Origin of the sequence: Dyella sp. C11 (genome assembly GCF_003121485.1) — a bacterium.
Lineage (GTDB): Bacteria > Pseudomonadota > Gammaproteobacteria > Xanthomonadales > Rhodanobacteraceae > Dyella.
Map to the genome: position 1 here is coordinate 32,220 of NZ_QAVX01000013.1, position 17,953 is coordinate 50,172.

General features: G+C 62.4%; 13 protein-coding genes. 5 read left to right on the forward strand and 8 right to left on the reverse strand.

Going from position 1 to position 17,953, the window contains the following annotated elements:
- Positions 1-160: 160 nt before the first annotated feature.
- Together DK366_RS13125 and DK366_RS13130 are read right to left on the reverse strand one after the other, a co-directional pair.
- Positions 161-1,741 (reverse strand): mechanosensitive ion channel family protein, encoded by a 1,581-nt coding sequence (locus DK366_RS13125; RefSeq protein ID WP_157956524.1) that lies wholly within the window; start codon positions 1,739-1,741, stop codon positions 161-163.
- A gap of 238 nt (positions 1,742-1,979) precedes the next feature.
- On the reverse strand, positions 1,980-2,246 hold the full coding sequence (locus DK366_RS13130; RefSeq protein ID WP_109126011.1) for a hypothetical protein: 267 nt from the start codon (positions 2,244-2,246) through the stop codon (positions 1,980-1,982).
- A gap of 274 nt (positions 2,247-2,520) precedes the next feature.
- On the opposite strand from DK366_RS13130, the gene DK366_RS13135 reads away from it, so the two are divergent.
- A complete protein-coding gene (locus DK366_RS13135; protein ID WP_109126012.1) occupies positions 2,521-3,411 on the forward strand; it encodes a hypothetical protein in 891 nt (296 codons plus the stop codon).
- Between the two features lie 28 nt (positions 3,412-3,439).
- Here DK366_RS13135 and DK366_RS13140 read toward each other — a convergent pair whose 3' ends face one another.
- Positions 3,440-4,558, reverse strand: coding sequence for an NADH:flavin oxidoreductase/NADH oxidase (locus DK366_RS13140; RefSeq protein WP_109126013.1), 1,119 nt, complete (start codon positions 4,556-4,558; stop codon positions 3,440-3,442).
- A gap of 85 nt (positions 4,559-4,643) precedes the next feature.
- The gene (locus DK366_RS13145; protein ID WP_109126014.1) at positions 4,644-5,153 is read right to left on the reverse strand and encodes a polyketide cyclase; all 510 of its coding nucleotides are present in this window, start codon (positions 5,151-5,153) and stop codon (positions 4,644-4,646) included.
- A 108-nt stretch (positions 5,154-5,261) separates the two neighbouring features.
- Here DK366_RS13145 and DK366_RS13150 point away from each other — a divergent pair, with 108 nt between their 5' ends.
- The 4 genes from DK366_RS13150 to DK366_RS13165 all read left to right on the forward strand — a co-directional run bounded on the left by DK366_RS13150 (position 5,262) and on the right by DK366_RS13165 (position 14,549).
- Positions 5,262-6,170 (forward strand): LysR family transcriptional regulator, encoded by a 909-nt coding sequence (locus DK366_RS13150; RefSeq protein ID WP_109126015.1) that lies wholly within the window; start codon positions 5,262-5,264, stop codon positions 6,168-6,170.
- A 735-nt stretch (positions 6,171-6,905) separates the two neighbouring features.
- Complete coding sequence (locus tag DK366_RS13155; RefSeq protein WP_109126016.1) at positions 6,906-10,091, forward strand: TonB-dependent receptor; 3,186 nt, start codon at positions 6,906-6,908, stop codon at positions 10,089-10,091.
- Positions 10,092-10,227: 136 nt separating this feature from the next.
- Positions 10,228-12,621, forward strand: coding sequence for a GH92 family glycosyl hydrolase (locus tag DK366_RS13160; RefSeq protein WP_109126017.1), 2,394 nt, complete (start codon positions 10,228-10,230; stop codon positions 12,619-12,621).
- Positions 12,622-12,674: 53 nt separating this feature from the next.
- Complete coding sequence (locus DK366_RS13165) at positions 12,675-14,549, forward strand: sugar-binding domain-containing protein (protein ID WP_198651545.1); 1,875 nt, start codon at positions 12,675-12,677, stop codon at positions 14,547-14,549.
- Positions 14,550-14,654: 105 nt separating this feature from the next.
- Here the strand turns inward: DK366_RS13165 and DK366_RS13170 are convergent, their stop codons facing one another.
- The 4 genes from DK366_RS13170 to DK366_RS13185 form a co-directional block, all read right to left on the reverse strand.
- Positions 14,655-15,458 carry an alpha/beta hydrolase gene (locus tag DK366_RS13170; RefSeq protein WP_109126018.1) on the reverse strand — a complete coding sequence of 268 codons (804 nt, stop codon included), beginning with the start codon at positions 15,456-15,458 and terminating at the stop codon, positions 14,655-14,657.
- A 71-nt stretch (positions 15,459-15,529) separates the two neighbouring features.
- A complete protein-coding gene (locus DK366_RS13175) occupies positions 15,530-16,360 on the reverse strand; it encodes an oxidoreductase (RefSeq protein ID WP_109126019.1) in 831 nt (276 codons plus the stop codon).
- 23 nt (positions 16,361-16,383) lie between these two features.
- Positions 16,384-16,893 carry a cytochrome P460 family protein gene (locus DK366_RS13180; RefSeq protein WP_109126020.1) on the reverse strand — a complete coding sequence of 170 codons (510 nt, stop codon included), beginning with the start codon at positions 16,891-16,893 and terminating at the stop codon, positions 16,384-16,386.
- Positions 16,894-16,907: 14 nt separating this feature from the next.
- Complete coding sequence (locus tag DK366_RS13185; RefSeq protein ID WP_109126021.1) at positions 16,908-17,909, reverse strand: alpha/beta hydrolase; 1,002 nt, start codon at positions 17,907-17,909, stop codon at positions 16,908-16,910.
- Between the last annotated feature and the right edge of the window lie 44 nt (positions 17,910-17,953).

Below are 17,953 nucleotides of genomic sequence, written 5' to 3' on the forward strand. Positions count from 1 at the left end.
GGAGGCCTCAAAAGAGCGGGGAATGCCTGGCATCACCATCTTCCAGATCGGCAATCCGCCCACGGTACTGCTGCGTAGAAATACGTATTTTTCTGGCAGAAGAGCGTGTCGGACGCATGGATGGTCAGGTGGCGACTCCTTGCGCCGACGACGACAACGTTCAACCATTCCAATGACCAGGCGCCACGACCTTGGCTTCGGCGGGATCGCCCACGTAATGCGGCGACATGATCTGCACGCCCGCGGTATTGAAGTTGTCCTGGATGCGCGAGTGGAGCTCGTGAAGAATATCCAGGCGCATGCTGTTGTCCGTGATGCGCACGTGCAGCAGGTATTCCACGTAGAAGTCCGAGAGCGCCGTCTGCAGCACGAAGGGGGCAGGGTCGGGCAATACCAGTGCCGTCGCCTTGGCTGCATCCACCAGCATGCCCTGCACCTGTCGCCACGGCGCGTCGTAGCCGATGGTCACCGTCGTGGTGAGCCACATGCCTGGGCCTTCCGGGTTACGCGAAAAATTCTGCAACTGGCTGCCGAGCACCACGCTGTTGGGAATGCTCACCTCCACGCCGGTGATAGTGCGCAGTCGCGTGGTAAACAGGCCAATCTGCAGCACCACACCTTCCGTGGTGCCGCTGCGGATGAGATCACCGACTTTCATGGTGCGCGAATAGAGGATGGTGAAGCTGGCTGCTGCCTGGCCGATGATGCCCGACGCACCCAGCGACACCATCAACCCCACCAGTACGCTCAGGCCCTTGAAGGCCTCGGTTTGCGCGCCCGGCAAATACGGATAAGCCATGGCGACCGCAAACAGCCAGACCACCGCCACGATGAGCTTGCGCGTGGGTTCGGCCAGTTCCGAGTCGATCTCCAGCAGCTTGAAGCGGCCGCTTTGGACGCCTCGGAACGTGATGCTGATGGCTTGCGTCACGGCGCGCGCCACCAGCAGGATCACGGCGGCGGTGACCAGGCCGGGCAGGGCGCCGGCAATGGCCTCACCCCATTGCTTGAGCTTGCCAACCACCCAGCCGCGCATCGCGTCGGACCACGGCTGTGTATAGGGAAATTGGCCAAGCACGAAGCGAAGCCACTCTTCGAGTACAAGCAACGCGACGATCCAAATCGCCACGCGAACAATCCACGACGCAATGGTGCGCGTACTCAAGGCAAACTGACGCGCCGATTCGCTGCGTATGGCGAGCAGCCGCCGCTCCAGCCAGCCCTGCAAACCCTTGTCGATGCGTCGTCCCAGCCAGCGCAGTGCCAGCAGCAACACCAGCGCAATGGCGGTGGCGCCCAATGACCACAAGATGCCTTGCGTCAGTCGCCGTGGCGAATTGGCGGTATACGAGGCATGCACGGCTTCGCCCAGATTGCGCGCCACGCGCGTGCGCACATCCGCCATGGTTTCGTTGTTGATCTTGTCCAGGTCATCCGGCGTCACGATGCCCACGAACTCGCCGCCCAGCATGATCAGCATGCCCTGGGAGACATCCTTGAACGTGATGGGCACATCGCCCTGTTTCGTGATGATCCGGTCTATGTTGTCCACGCCCGCCCTGGCGCGCAGTTCCGGCGAGCGCCCAAGGAAGTCGGAACGGAAGGTAACGATGTCACGGTTGAAGTAGCGCAGCGTGACGTCGCGACTGGCGACAGGTGGCGACGTATCCGGCGGCGCACTTGAATCCTGCCATGCCGCTCGCGCCACGGGCGCCATGCTTAGCGCCCATGTCAGCAGCATGAGAATGCATAAGCCCCGGACCCCAAACCAGCGCACGGCGATGGCGTTCATCACTCAGTCCCGGCACGGCCTTAGACCCTCGTGAGATTCGGGGCTGGGGCTGCATTGGGCAACGGCAGAAATACGAGGCAAAACTCCGCAAATCTACGTAGACCGGTCGCGAGCGGGCCATCGCCATCACGGCGCATCAATGGAAAACCGGCGACTCCGAGAAGGGGCGGAGTTCCATCAGGCGGCCTTACGTCTCTTCCGGCGGTGGCTGCAGTGCCAGCACCAGTTCCTCCAGCGTGGTGATTTGCTCGTTGAGCGCATCGTGCAGCTCGCTTTGGCGTGCCATCAAGGTCTCGATGGCATCGGCCTGCTTGAGCTTTTTCAGTTCACCATCGAACAAAAGCCACTGGGACGTCAGGGTTTCGACGTTGTTCTTCGCGTAATGGCGTATTTCCTTGAGCTGAGCCAGCGCGTCGTTCACGTGTTCAAGCGGTGCCTTGGTATCCGCAGACATGAGTCACCTCGGATCGGTCGGGTGTTTCGAGGTTAGCTGCGTAAAGCTGGCTGTCGGCGAAACAGGGGCGGCTCCTGGTCAGCTCCAGCCATGCCTTGGCGGGTCGTCGGTGCCGTGCCTTGCGGTAGCCAGGCGAACACGTGCAGTGCTGTGGTTTGACCTCTGTAACACGGCTTCGCGGCTATATTCACCCCTCGATTGAGGCCGGTTCTTCTTGTCACGGCGTGCCACTTTCATGAGAGAGAGGCATTCACCCTTACGCGGAGTTGCAACTATGGGGCAAGTCAGCCGGATTCTCTTGCAGACCACCATTCCGCACGCCGATGACGACTGGCACATCGGTCGCTTCAGCCTGTTGCACCGATATCTGGCCAGTGTCAGCGGTAGCGATGGCACGCCATTGTTCGAGGTGACGGCCCGTAATCGCGATGCGATAGGCGAGCCGGATAACGTGTTGTCAACGCTCGACACATCCCGGTTCGACGAGCTCTGGCTTTTCGCCGTCGACACCGGCGATGGGTTGACGGACGCCGACTGCGAAGCCATCGGGCGGTTCCGCCAGCGTGGTGGCGGTCTGCTGGTGGCGCGGGACCACATGGATCTTGGAAGCTCGGTGTGCACGCTGGGTGGCGTGGGTGCGGCGCACTTCTTTCACTCCAAGAACCTCGACCCTGATCTCTCGCATCGCCAGAACGACGACACCATCACCACGGATATCCAATGGCCCAATTTTCACTCGGGCGCCAATGGCGATTTCCAGCGCGTCGAGCCGCAGTGGCCGCTGCATCCCGTGCTGACGGATGCGACGTCGCCCGATGGCGCCATCCGTTTCCTGCCTGCGCATCCGCACGAGGGCGACGTGGGCAAGCCTGAGCATGACGATTCGGCGCGAGTGATTGCCAAGGGCTGCAGCAAGTTGAGCGGGAAATCGTTCAATCTCGCCGTGGCTTTCGAGCCGGGAGAAGGGCGTGGACCGGCCATTGCACAATCCACGTTCCATCATTTTGCCGACTACAACTGGGACCCCGCTGAAGGCGCTCCCAGCTTCGTCAGCGAGCCGCCTGGCCATGCGTTGGCAGGCTCGCCCGAGGCGCGGGAGTCGATTCGGGCATATGTGAGAAACGTTGCCTTGTGGTTGGCCGGGCGGCCGGTTGCGGTGCTTTAGGCGCCGCAACGTGGCAGGGGGCATTGGTTTACTGGGCGGATGCCTTGCCTGGACCCTGATAGCGCGACAGCCAATAGGCGTACGGCGTAGGCAGCACCTGGGCCGGCTGTGATTCCTGCAGGGCGTGAGCGAGCTGGTATGGATAATGGGGATCGGCCAGATGCGCGCGCCCCATCATGACCAGGTCCATCTGGTTGTTGGCAATCACGCGCTCCGCCACCTCCGCGCCATCGATGCACCAGCCGGAAGCCACTGGCAGCTGTGCTTCGCGGCGCACGCGTTCGGCGATGGGCGCGAGAAAAGCCTGCGTTCCCCAGGGCACGCGCACGTCGGGTATCACGAAGTTCATGCTGACGTTGAGCAGGTCCAGGCCGGACGCATGCATGCGACGCACGAGTGCAATGGATTCGGCCAGCGTGGACTCGTCGTTGCCGTCGTACTCGATCACGCCAAAGCGCGCCGTCAGCGGCAGATGCTCAGGCCACACTTCACGGACAGCCGCCAGGGTCTCAAGCAGGAAGCGGCCGCGATTGTCGAAGCTTCCACCGTATTGATCATCACGATGATTGCTATAGGGCGAGAAGAAACTCTGCGCGAGATAACCGTGCGCGTAGTGCAGCTCAAGCCACTGGAAGCCGGCATCGCGTGCGCGTCGAGTGGCCGCGACGAAATCGGCCTTCACCTTGGCAATGTCATCCAGCGTCATTGCCCTGGGTACGCGCGACAGACCGCCGCCGAATGCGATGGCGGAAGGAGCGAGTGGCTGCCAGCCGCGCGGATCATCGTCGGCGATGTGGTCGTCGCCCTCCCAGGGGCGATTGGCGCTTGCCTTGCGGCCCGCGTGTCCGATCTGGATGCCGGGGACGGCGCCCGCTTTCGCAATGCTTGATGCAATGCGCGCCATGCCTTCGGCTTGTTCGTCGTTCCACAGGCCGGTGCAGCCTGGCGTGATGCGGCCTTCGGGCGATACGCCCGTGGCCTCCACGATGACCAGGCCCGCACCACCGCGCGCAATGGATGGGTAGTGCACCTGATGCCAGTCCGTGGTGAGGCCATCCACGGCGCTGTACTGGCACATGGGTGGCACGGCGATGCGGTTGCGGAGCGTGACATCCTTGAGTTTGAACGGAGTGAACAAAGCCGACATCGAAAATCTCTATCCGGGATGAATACAGGCGTGCCGCGCCAGAAAACCTGGTGTGGCGTACGAAGGAAGGTTGGGTGCGACGAAGTTATGCGCGGGCCTTGCGAGCCGCATCGACCAGGCCGTCAAGCCAGTCCTGATGGCCGTTGATCATCGGGTTGGGCTTGGTGCGCGCCAACGTCTGCGCAGGCTTTCCGTTCTGCGTTTCCTGGGTAAGGATGCGCACGCGTCCGCGATCGAGGTTTTCCACCAGCCATGCGTGATGGACATCCAGGCGCGTATCGCCGTCGCCCGCCCAGCCATGCCACGCCACGCGTCCCGGCTTATCTTCGGTGGGCGGCACGAATTCGACGCACTGCGATTCAACGGGAAAGCCGAACGTTTCGAAATAGAAGCGCGCGCCCTCTGCGAGCGCCGGACCCGCCTGGTCGTAGAAGCGAACGTTGGCGGCATTGGCGTAGTACCTCGGCCATGCCGAGGGCACGCTAAGCAACGGCCACACGTCTTCGGCGGCAAGGCCGGCAACGATCACTTCATTGGAACAGAAGTTGTCCGCGAAGCCTGGCACGTAGCCTTCAGGCCAGAAAATGTCATTCATGAGAACACCTAGGAAGAGTAGGGCTGGGCGCGTTCGTCCAGCTGGAACCCTTACACCATGGGCGTTACCATGAAATAAGTCCAATCGCGTTCTGTGATCTTAGACATCATGGCTACTGATATCAGGGGAATCGACCTCAATCTTCTCAAGGCGCTGGATGCCTTGCTCGACGAGCGGAACGTCACCCGGGCCGCGCAGCGACTGTCGCTGACACAGCCTGCCGTGAGCGGCATGCTCACGCGGCTGCGCGAGACCTTTGGCGATCCCTTGTTTGTGCGCACGCAGCGCGGTATCGCGCCAACGCTGCGCGCACTGGAGTTGGCTGGCCCCATCAAGCAGATTCTCGGCGACGTCGAAACGCTGTTGCAGCCCGCAGCGTTCGATCCGGCGAAGGCGGACATGGCGCTCAACGTGGCAGCGACCGACTACGCCTTGCAGGTAGTGGTAACGCCTTTTCTTGCCGAGCTGCGGCGTCTGGCCCCGGGCATTCGTGTGGCGGTAGTGCCGGTGCAGGATCCTCGGCTGCATGTTCAACTCGAACGCGGCGACATTCATCTGGCGCTGGTCACGCCTGAAAGCACGCCGCCGGATCTGCATGCGCGTCGGCTGTTCGATGAGCGATACGTGTGCGTCATGCGGCACAACCATCCCGACGCTGGGGCACGGCGTCTTTCGATGAAGCGCTTCTGCGCACTCGATCATGCCTTGGTGTCCTACACCGGAGGCAGCTTCCGCGGCGTCACTGACGATGCGTTGGCAGCACTGGGGCACGCGCGTCGTGTGACATTGTCCGTGACCAGCTTTCTTGTGCTGCCCCGCATCCTTGCCCACAGCGATCTGGTCGCCGTGGTTCCCGAGCGACTGGTAAGAGGCACCAAAGGCCTGGCCGTGTTCGATCCACCGCTCGACATACCCGGTTTCACCAAGACAGCCGCCTGGCATGAGCGGACGCATCGCGATCGTGGGCATCGCTGGGTTCGCGAACTGTTGTTCAAGGTTTGCCAGACGCTTGAGTAGGTCTTCATGCGTGGCGAATGGCGACATGGCGCTGCGTTCAGGCGCTTTGGTCCCGGCGTTCGTTCGTGGAAATAACGTGAAATCCAACGACCCTGCGCCGCGTTTTTGCGGCGCAGCGTGACAGCTTGCGCGTTCGGCGTCTTAATGCGCTCCACAGGGGATTGGATCGATCCAAGTTGTCAATGATTCAGGCAGTTCCGTGGGAGCGGAGGATCTGAGCGACTTGGGCTTGGCCGGGAGGGTGAGGGATCGGGCGCATGCATGTCATGCGGCCTTGTTTCTTGCTACCCACCAGACGATTGAGGGAGCGAGATACCGTCACATGGCACCAAATACCGCCCGTATTTCCGTCGTGACATCGTTGCGTGCCATCAGCGCGCACGCAGGCACAGTAGCCAGTGGCCGAGGATCGGCCACGCGTTTCCGTGCCTTGCCGTCTTTCCGTCCACGCTGTCGACATGGCGACGCCATGGAACCAGCCGGCGCCCGGCGCACCGAGCCCAACGGCGACATGCCGCTCTAGGCCGCCACACCCAAGCCTTCGCATCAGCGCAACAGGGCTTTGAAGCTTCTCGCTGAAAAGCCGGACGTCGTTTTTTTCGCCGCTGTTTTAGATCGATTCAATTTCGAGGGAAGGAGAACGCATGTCGCAATAAATCGCGCATTTGCAGTGATCAAACGGGGGATCACCGCGCCGACTCCTTTCAAGGGCGCATTTGTGTACGGGGAGAGACAATGAATTACCGGCCATACCTTTTTACGCGCAAGCCGTTGTACGTCGCACTCACCATGGCGACGTTGTCGTTGGGCAGCTATCTGGGCACACCCGCAACGGCTTTTGCGCAGTCCGCTGCGCCTGCCGCCGCTCCGGCTGCATCGCCGCAGGCGCAAGCTCCGGCTCCGTCTTCCGACGGCACGGCAAAGAAAGACGACAAGAAAACCGACAAGGAGAAGGGCGAGGACGCCAAGACACTTGATGCGGTGGTGGTCACGAGCTTCCGCCAGTCGGTTGACCAGAACATGCAGGACAAGCGCGACTCCAACTCCATCGTGGAGGTGATCAATGCGCAGAACATTGCGCAGTTCCCCGCGAAGAACATCGCCGACGCACTGGCGCATGTGCCGGGCGTGGTCATTACGCGCGAATCCGGCGAAGGCAAGACGGTGAGCATCCGCGGCCTTGCGCCGGAACTGACGCTGACCGAGTTGAACGGCAACTACGTGGCCTCTGCCGATACGTCGGCCGGGCTGTCGCGTTCGTTCAACTACACGCTGATGCCCGCCAACATGTTCTCGGACATCAAGCTCTACAAGAGCCTTGAGGCGCGCCTGGACGAAGGCGGCATCGGCGGCAATGTGGATCTGCGCACACGCCGTCCGCTGGAAATGAAGGCGAACGACGGTTTCGTTTCCCTCAATGCGGCAGGTTCGGACAACAGCAGCAAGACCACGCCGCAGGGCTCGGGTCTGTATTCGTGGAAGAACAAGGACGAAACCTTCGGCGTGCTCGTGGCCGGTTCTTACCAGAAGCGCCGCGACGTGGATTACCAGTCCAACGCCTCGAGCTGGCATTGGTGGTCCAACGATTGCACCGACTACTCCACCTGTACCGCTCCGCCGACCGACGTGCATGGTCATCAGTACGGTGCGGACGTCGCACCGAACCTCGCGCTGTGGCCGGGCGGTGGTGTCACCGACCAGTCGGGCAAGAGCTATTCCGGTTACTGGATGCCGCAGCAGTTCGCCACCAGCCGCAATCAGCTGGACCTGACGAACAAGGCTGCGCAGCTGACCATGCAGTTCAAGCCCTCCGATCACTTCCTGATGACGGGCAACTACTTCCGCTTTGAGCGCCAGCAGACCCAGATCACCAACACGCTGGAAGTGCCCGAGTGGGGCCTGCCTACCGATACCTACGCCAACCAGCAGGGCAGGTTGCTGGCACCCAATGGCCTGACGTTCGATCCCTCGCACACGGTTGTCACGGGCGCGAACTACGTGCTGCCGGCGGCGGGCACCGGCTGTAACTCGCTGACCAATCCGGTAACCGGCGCAGCGCGTCAGCCGGTCGACGTGTGCTCCACGGAAATTCCGTGGGTCACCGGCAACTACTCGGTGGAAAAGGCGACCTCGCAGACCATCAACCTGGAAGGCGAATGGGATAACGGCGGCAACCTCAGTGGCACGTTCAATGTTGGTCGGACTTGGGCCACCGGCGGTCCCTCGGTTGAGCTGAGCATGGCCGCCAAGCCGCGCAACTTCGTCAACGGCCAGTGGGTGGATGGCAGCGACGGCGCGTCATGGACCCTCAACGGCAAGCCGACCATCAACGCTTCGCCTAGCGTGCTGCAGAACATGCTGGCCGGTGAAGGCCAGGTCGACCTGGGTTCGACGGGTTCGAACATGGTCAACACCAGCACCTCGCAGAACTTCGCGCAGGCGGATTTCACCTGGGCCTTCGACAATAGCTGGGTGCAGTCGCTGCAGTTCGGCGCCAAGTACCGCGACAACCATGCCGAGCAGCAGAACAACGAGCTGCGCTGGTACTGCAAGGGCACGCAGCTGCAGTTCCAGACCTGCGATCCCAATGCAGGCCAGTTGCCGGCGGGCTTCCTGCAGTCCGGCTATCTGGATTCGAGCAACCCGGCCTACAGCGACAATGTCTTCCCGGCGATCAATTTCCCGGCGTACTACAACTATCTCAACAACACCTACGACCGGGTGCTGTTCAACCATCCGGAAGACAAGTCGTCGATCCAGGAGCAGATCTCGGCCATCTACGCGCAGGCCAATTTCGCCACGGATTCGCTGCGCGGCAACTTCGGCCTCCGCTTTGTCAGCACCAAGCAGGATCTGACGGTGGCCGACGAGATCACCACCAACAACGCGGTGTACTACCACGATGCAGGCGGCAACATCCTGATCTGCCCGGCATCGGGTCAGAACGTGGCGGGCGGCGCCTGCGCACCGGGCGACTTCCAGTACCTGCCGCGCGAGCAGTCGGTGATCCAGACGTTCTCCAACGCGTCCACTTCCACGCGCTACAACAAGCTGCTGCCGAGCTTCAACATCGCATGGACGTTTGCTGACGACTTCGTGATGCGTGCGGCCGGTTCGCAGGCCATGGCTCGTGCGAACTACACCGATCTGGCGCAGCTGGGCAGCCTGACCAACAACACGCAGGCCTACTACGACGACCGCAAGCAGTTCGGCGCACCGCTGCCGGGCTGGTACGGCAGCGGTGCCAACCCGGACCTGAAGCCGTTTACCGCCACGCAGTTCGATCTGGCCACCGAGTGGTACTACGCGCCGGAGTCCGTGGTGGGCGTGGACTTGTTCCAGAAGAAGGTGAAGAACTTCGTGGTGCCGGTGACCGTCAACAACATGACGGTAGACGTGAATGGCACGCCGACGGAGTTCATGCAGTACAGCACCAATGCCAACGGCCGTTCCGGTACGTCCAAGGGCGTGGAGCTGTACACGCAGCACACCTTCGACATGGGCTTTGGCTACATCGCCAACTACACGCTCAACAAGACCAACGAAACGCCGGTCTCGCTGGGCGATACGCAGGTGGGCAAGTCGGAGCTGATCGGTAGCGCCAAGTACGCCGCCAACATCTCGCTGTTCTATGAAAAGAACGGCCTGCTGCTGCGCGCGACCAGCAACTGGACGGGCCGCACCATGCAGGGCCTGTCGTCCGGCCTGCCGATCTACACGTCGCCGTACAACCAGATCGACTTGAACGGCGACTACGAGTTCACCAAGCACTTCATGGTGACCGCTTCGGTGATCAACCTGACCCGTTCGACGCCGCGCGAGTATCTGGGCAGCGACACCACGGCTCGCCTGTATCAGCTGGAATACGCCGGTCGCCAGTACTACGTGGGTCTGACGTACAAGTTCGGAGACGGTGGCTAAGGAAGGCTGGGGCCGGGCACTAGCCCGGCCCCACAACCGAGGTCCTTTTGCTCATCTCCTGGCCGTTCCTGGCGAGGAGGCCGATGGGCGTCCGCGATCCGGCGGCCGCGCCTTCATTCCGCACGGGAAACGATCCATGAATTCGCCTCTCGCACGCCTTCAGCGTCGCGCTTCGTTTGTTTTCAATCGACGTACCGGCAGGTTGCTCCTGCTGGCGATGTGCGCCACCGCAAGCATCGGCGCGTGCTATGCCAAGGACGACCATGCATCAACGTCGACATCGTCCGTCGATGAAGCCAACCCGCTCGTGGGCACTGCGCCACTGGATCGCCAGGAGCTGATCGGCAACTCGCCTCCGCCGGGCGAGCCGCTGTATTCGGGCATGACGTCGCCGGGTGCGAGCCTGCCGCAGAGCGCCACCGAGGCGACTCCCGTCAACGTCAATGTGGATCTCAGTTATCCCGCGGGCGTTGCCATGTCGTACTACTACAGCAATCCGACGATGATCGGCTTCACGGGTGGCGGCTCGACGTACGGTGGGCGCGCGGCGCCCATGATCATGCCGGTGGTGGGCGACTGGACCGTGCCGCCCAACTACACGGAGTCGTACTACGACAAGGCGAGCGAGAAAGCATCACCGGGCTATTACGCCGTGGATCTCGCCACGTTCCATACGCGCGCCGAGCTGACGGCAACGCAGCGCACCAGTCTGATGCGCTTCACCTTTCCATCCAGTCATCGTTCGAACGTGGTGATCAACCTGCGCCGCCCTGGCGGCGATGTCGAAGTGGTTGGCGATCGCACTGTTCGTGGTGTCGCCACCGGCGGCCGCCCGGATAGCGATTCAGAGGGCCCGTGGTTCGTTGCCGAGTTCTCGCGTCCGTTTGCCAGCTTTGGCACCTTCCGTGCGGACCACGAGCATGAAGGCTACGGGATTGGCGATGCGGACGTGCAGGGCAATCGACGCGCCATATCCGGCAGCTACGCCGGTGCTTACGTCACGTTCGACACGAAGCAGGGCGACCAGGTGCTGGTGAAGATCGCCCACGGCCACAGTGCCGCGGAGGCCGAACAGCGTCTTCACGACGAAGATCCCGACGGCAATTTCGACCGCGTGCACGCACAGGCGCGCGCTGCCTGGGCGAAGCTGTTCGACCGTGTTCAAGTCACCGGCGGCACGCCGAAGCAACGCATGCTGTTCTATTCCACGCTCTACCATTCCTTCGCCAGTCCGCGACTGGTCGCGCGCAAGGGCGATCACTACACCGGTGAAGACGGCAAGGTGCAGGTCGCCAACTATGATCGCTACGGTCCGGTGCCGTTCTGGGACACCGGCCGCAACCAGATCACCTTGCTGATGCTGCTGGAGCCGCGCGTGGTGCAGGACATCATGCGTTCCGAGCTGGACCGCGCACGTGAGCGCGGCTACATGGATACCTCGTTCCACGGCGACCATGCCGTGTTTCTCTACGACGGTGCATGGCAACGCGGCATTCCGTTCGACTATGCCGCCGCCTACGTGTACCTGCGCAAGAACGCGACCGATCCGAAGGGCCCGCGTGGCTATCTCGCCGAATACATGAAGAACGGCTGGATTTCCGACATCGTGCCGACCGGCAATCCCAGTCCGCCGTATGCCGGTGGAAAGGCGGGCGCCGCCACCACGCTGGAATACGCGTGGGACGACCACGCGCTGGCCGACGTGGCTCAGCGACTGGGCAAGACGGACGATGCGCAGATGTTCCTGCACCGCGCGGCGAACTACCGCAACGTGTTCGATCCTTCCGTGGGATTCGTTCGCGGGCGCACGGAAGACGGGAAATGGATTTCACCCTTCGATCCGGGCGAGCCGTACTACAACTTCATGATGAAGGAAGCATCGGGCTGGTCCACGCTATGGCTTGTTCCGCACGATGTGCAGGGTCTGGCCGATCTGCTTGGCGGGCGCGATGCGTTCAACGCCAAGCTCGATGCGTTCTTCTCCACGCCGTATACGGCCAAGGGCATCTGTCGCGACTGCACCGGCTTGATCGGCCAGTACGTGCAGGGCAATCAACCCGATCAGCAGGCAGCTTACCTCTACGCCTGGAGTGGCCAGCCCTGGAAGACCCAGGCACTGACACGCCGCATTCTTTCCGACATGTACGGCAGCGATGCGACGGGCTACGGCTACCCCGGCATGGACGACCAGGGTTCGACCTCGTCGTGGTACACGCTGAGCGCGATGGGTTTCTATCCCGTCGATCCGTCCAGTCCCGACTACATCATCGGCAGCCCACTGTTTGATCGCGTCCAGCTGCACATGGACAACGGCAAGACGTTCGAGATTGTTGCGCGCAACAATTCCGCACAGAACATGTACATCCAGTCCGCCACGCTCAACGGCAAGCCTTGGACCAAGCCCTGGTTCAGTCATGCGGACATTGCCAACGGTGCCACGCTGGTGCTCACCATGGGGCCGGAGCCGAACAAGGCCTGGGGTGCAAGCCCGCACGATGCGCCGCCGTCGATGTCGGCCGTCAAGCAGTAATCCTGGCAACGCCGTAAAGCAGCAAGCGTCAACTCGTTCGAAAAGGAAAAGTGATGACAGCAAGGCGTAGGGCGGTCGGTTACAGCACCCTGGTGAGTGCGTTCATCACCATGGGCTTCGCGTCGGCAGCAATGGCTTCCGATCCGTCGACGACATGGAACGGCAAGGAGGCGCCCCTGTCGACGCCATGGACCAGCGAGGTGTCACCCGGCAACGCGTTGCCCGAATACCCGCGCCCGCAGTTGGCACGCCCGTCGCTGGAGCATCCGCGATGGATGAGCCTTAACGGGCTGTGGCAATTCGCGTCGAGTGACGGGAAGGGTGCGCCGCCGTTCGGTCAGGTGTTGAAGGACCAGGTGTTGGTGCCTTACCCGATCGAGTCGGTGCTGTCGGGTGTGCAGAAGCACGCCGACTTCATGTTCTACCGTCGAATGGTGGACGTTCCGGCTGACTTCACAGCGCACGGCCAGCATGTGCGGCTGAACTTTGGCGGGGTAGGCCAGGACGCCACCGTGTACGTCAACGGCAAACAGGTGGTCAATCATACGGGCGGCTATACGTCTTTCAGTACCGACATCACCTCCGCGTTGCGGGCGAGCGGCGCACAGGAAATCGTGGTTGCCGTGCATGCGCCGGTGGATGGCGCCAATGTGATGGTCGGCAAGCAGCGATTGAAGCCGGACGGCAGTTTCTACACGGCGGCATCGGGCATCTGGCAGACGGTGTGGCTGGAGCCTGTGCCTGCGAGCAGCCTTGCGCAGTTGAATTTCACTCCGACGCAGAGCCTGGATGCCTTCACCGTTACCTCGAGGACGGATGGTTCGGACGATGGCGCCACGCTGCAAGTGACAGCCTATGCAGACGGCAAGCCGGTCGGCGAGGCCAAGGGCGCGCCCGGCAAACCGCTGCGCCTGGCTATCGCGCATCCGCATCCGTGGAGTCCACAGGACCCCTTCCTGTACACGTTCAAGGCGACGCTCACGCAAGGCAAGCAGAGCGATGAGGTCACCAGTTATGCCGGCTTGCGCACCGTGGCCATCAAGAAGGTGAACGGCCGCAATCGCATCGTGCTGAACAACAAGCCAACTTTCCTGCTGGCCACGCTGGACCAGGGCTACTGGCCAGACGGCATCTACACGGCACCCACCGATGAAGCCCTGAAGTTCGACATCCAGAAAACCAAGGATCTGGGCTTCAACACCATCCGCAAGCACATCAAGGTGGAGCCGGCGCGCTGGTACTACTGGGCAGACCGTATTGGCCTGATGGTGTGGCAAGACATGCCTGCCTTGCCGAACGGCCACAACGACAAGCTCAGTGATGCCGACAAGGCCACGTTCCGCGCGGATGTGACGTCCATTGTCGGTCAGCTTTCGGGGGTGACCTCGATCATCGGCTGGATTCCATTCAACGAAGGCTGGGGCCAGTGGAGCATTCCCGCCGCCGCCGAGCTTGCCGCGCAGATCAAGCAGCAGGACCCCTCGCGCATCGTTGACGCACGCAGCGGCGCCAACTGCTGCGATACCAAGGGTGATCCGCATGCTGGCGATGTCTATGACATCCATGACTACCAGGGCCCGGGTTTGCCCAGCCCCGATGCGGAACGCGCTTCGATGGATGGCGAGCATGGCGGACTGACCCTGGGCGTTCCCGGTCACGTCTGGCCTAACACGCCCATCAACCCGTATGGCGCCGTCAAGGATCGCGACGCCCTGAACGCCGGCTACGTGGCCAACACCGCCGTGCTGCGCGACAAGGGGCCCGCTGTCGGCATGTCGGGCAGCGTGTACACGCAGATCACCGACGTCGAAGGGGAGCACAACGGCCTGTACACCTACGATCGCAAGGTCGAGAAAGTGGTTGAGTCGCAGGTGCGTGCGATCAATGAAGCAACGATTCGTGCCAATAGCCAGGTCGGAGCGAACTAGGCGGTACCGAGCGGATGATCGGCACTGCTGACAGCGTCAGCGCCCTGCTGCCTTGGTATCACCAGGGCAGCAGGTTGGAACGAAAGGGCGGCTATAGCCGCCCACTTATTTAGCAGTGGCAGCCTTCTCGATCATGCGCGCCACCACGTCCGGGTGCGAGACCATGACGACGTGCGAAGCGCCCTTGACCACAACAACATCCTTGGCGGCTGCGCGCTTGGCCATGAAGGCCATGGCTGCCGGCGGGATGTTCTTGTCCGCGTCGCCGTAGACCCACCAGGAGGGCAGGTTCTTCCAGGCGGCGGCGCCGGCCTTTTCATCGAGAGCCGACTGCGACAACGGTCGCTGCGTGATGGCCATCAAGGCGGCATCGGCGGCGGGCACGTCAGCCGCGAACTGCGCGTGGAACTTGTTCTGGACGATATAAAGGTCCTTCCCGCCATCGGCGAGATCGGCCGGCGGCGCCAGCGCCTGGCCCAGCGTGCTGCCGGGGAATTTGCCCGTCAGCTCGCCCAGCGTCTCGCCCGTCTCGGGTGCGAACGCACTGACGTACACCAGCGCCTTCACGTTGGCGTGCCAATTGGCCGCCTCCGTAATCACGTTGCCGCCGTACGAATGCCCCACCAGCACCACCGGACCTTTGAGGTCTCCGACCAGACTGCCGATGTAGGCGCCATCACTCTTGGCGCCGCGCAAGGGATTGGCGGCGGCGATGACAAAGTAGCCGTCCTTCTGCAGGATTTTTGCTACGCCATTCCAGCTGGATGCATCGGCGAAGGCGCCGTGCACGAGCACGATGAAGGGCTTGGTGGACGGTTTTGACATGACGGCATCCGGTGACTGCGCGGATGCGTTCATGGCCAGCATCGCCGTCATGCCGAACATGAAAGCGGCCAGGGCTTTCCTCATTTCATCTCTCCTTGGTTTTTGGGTGGGGAAGGGCTGTCGACAATGGAACGCTGCGCATGCGCAGCGCGCCGCTAGACGGGGAAATCTGTAGAGATGCTCAGCTCGCGCCAGCGTTCGAGTTCGGCCAGGCGCGCACGGTCCGCGTGACCGATGGCTGCCACCGCATCGCTGCCCAAGGCCAAACGTAGTGGCGGTTGTTCCATGGCGGCCACTTTCAGTACGACTTGCGCTGCGCGTTCAGGATCGCCAGGCTGGCGTCCGTTGTAATCGCGTTGCATGCGCGCTGCAGCGCCCACGACGGCGTCGTACTCGACGCGGCCTTCCTCAAGGACGGTCGAGGCGCCGGCAAAATCCGTGCGAAAGCCACCTGGCTCGATCACCGTGACTTTCACGCCAACAAGCACCATCTCGCGGGCCAGTACTTCGGAGAAACCCTCCACCGCCCATTTCGCTGCGGAATAGGGCGCGCGACCCGGTGCACCCACGCGCCCGCCGACCGACGAAAACTGGATGATGTGCCCGCTGCGTTGTTCTCGCATGAGCGAAATGGCGGCCTTGGTGACGATGATCGTGCCGAACAGATTGGTGTCGATCTGCTGCCGGAATTCCTCGATGCTGGTGTCTTCAATCGCATTGATGTTGCCGTAGCCGGCATTGTTGACGAGTACATCGAGCCCACCGAAGGCGTCCACAGCGGTTTGGATGGCTTCCGCTGCCTCCATGGCGTCGACGACATCGAGCGGTACGGCGCGAACTCGATCGCCGTGCTGGCGTACAAGGTCGTCCAGTTGCGACGGATCGCGAGCGGTCGCCACCAGGCAATGCCCCGCCTGCAATACAGCTTCGGCCAGTGCACGGCCCAGGCCGCGCGAGCAGCCGGTGATCAACCAGCGTTGTGTCATCGCCGAATCTCCTCGTGCGGGGTTTACGGTGCGTAGCGCGTGAAAACCAGGTCGTGATCTTTCACGGCGGACTGATGGCAGGCATGGCAGGTGCGGTGCTGTGCTTCGTCGGCTGGCGTGCCGTTGATAAACCGGCCGAAACCCCAGCCGCCGGTGCTGGCGTATCGGTGAGAATCCTTGACCATCACCTGCACCGTGGTGGCGGCGCCGGGAATGGATGCCGGCGCAAACTCGGAGGACGGCACGCGCTTCCAGGCCAGCTTGACCAGCACTGCGCCGTCCGGAAACGGCAGCGTGCCGTCGCGATAGGCCTTCACCGCGACGGCATTGCCGACCACCACGCGCAGTTCATCGAGCGGGGCGGCTTCCTGTGCCGGTGCGATCACCGTCCATTCCCGATAACCCTGCGGCAGCGTGACGCCATAGATCGGTGACACAGGAGCCTGGTTGTTCGCCTGTGCGGCGAATGCCATGGAGCCCATAGCCACGGCTACACCCGTGACCGCAATCAGAGCGACACACGCCTGGCTCATGGATGGGCACCCGTTCAAAGGTGGTTCGCGTCGATGACAGCCTTGGTAAACGCTTCCGGTGCTTCCTGCGGCAGGTTGTGGCCGATGCCGCCACTGATCAGGCGGAATTCGTACTTGCCAGTGAACTGCTTGGCATACGCCTCCGGTGCCGGATGCGGTGCGCCGTTGGCATCGCCTTCCATGGTGATGGTTGGCACGGTGATCGGCGGAAGCTGCGCAAGGCGCGCTTCCAGTGGCGCGTAGCGGTCCTCGCCCTTGGCAAGATCAAGCCGCCAGCGATAGTTGTGGATGGTGATGGCGACATGGTCCGGGTTGTCGAAGGCCGCGGCGCTGCGATCGAACGTGGCGTCGTCGAAATTCCACTTGGGTGATGCCAGCTGCCAGATCAGCTTGGCAAAATCACGATGATTCTTTTCGTAGCCCTGCTGGCCACGCTCGGTCGCGAAATAGAACTGATACCACCACTGGTACTCGGCCTTGGGTGGCAGTGGCGCCTGGCCGGCTGCCTGCGTGCCGATCAGGTAGCCGCTTACGCTGACAAGCGCCTTGACGCGCTCAGGCCACAACGCCGCCACGATGTCGGCCGAACGCGCACCCCAGTCGAAACCTCCGAACACGGCACGTTGCACATGCAGTGCATCCATGAAGTCGACGACGTCCTGCGCAAGTGCGGCCGGTTCGGCGTTGCGCATCGTGTTCGCCGAAAGGAAATGGGTGTCGCCGTAGCCGCGTGCATAGGGAACGAGCACGCGATACCCCTTCGCTGCCAGCGCCGGAGCCACCTTCTCGTAGCTATGGATGTCATACGGCCAGCCGTGCAGCAGGATCACTACGGGACCATTGGCGGGGCCCATCTCCGCGTAGGCCACGTCGAGCACGCCTGCGTGCACATGCTTGAGGGAGCCCCAGGGATCTGCCGGTGCCGGAAGCGCCGACAATCCCAGCGGAAGGGTCAGCGCAACGCCCAGTGCCGTGCGCAACAGGCCGCGAGCCGAGAACTTGGATGTAACGTGCATGAGCAGGTCTCCGATAGGAAGGCGAGAAAAGGGCAATGCATGCC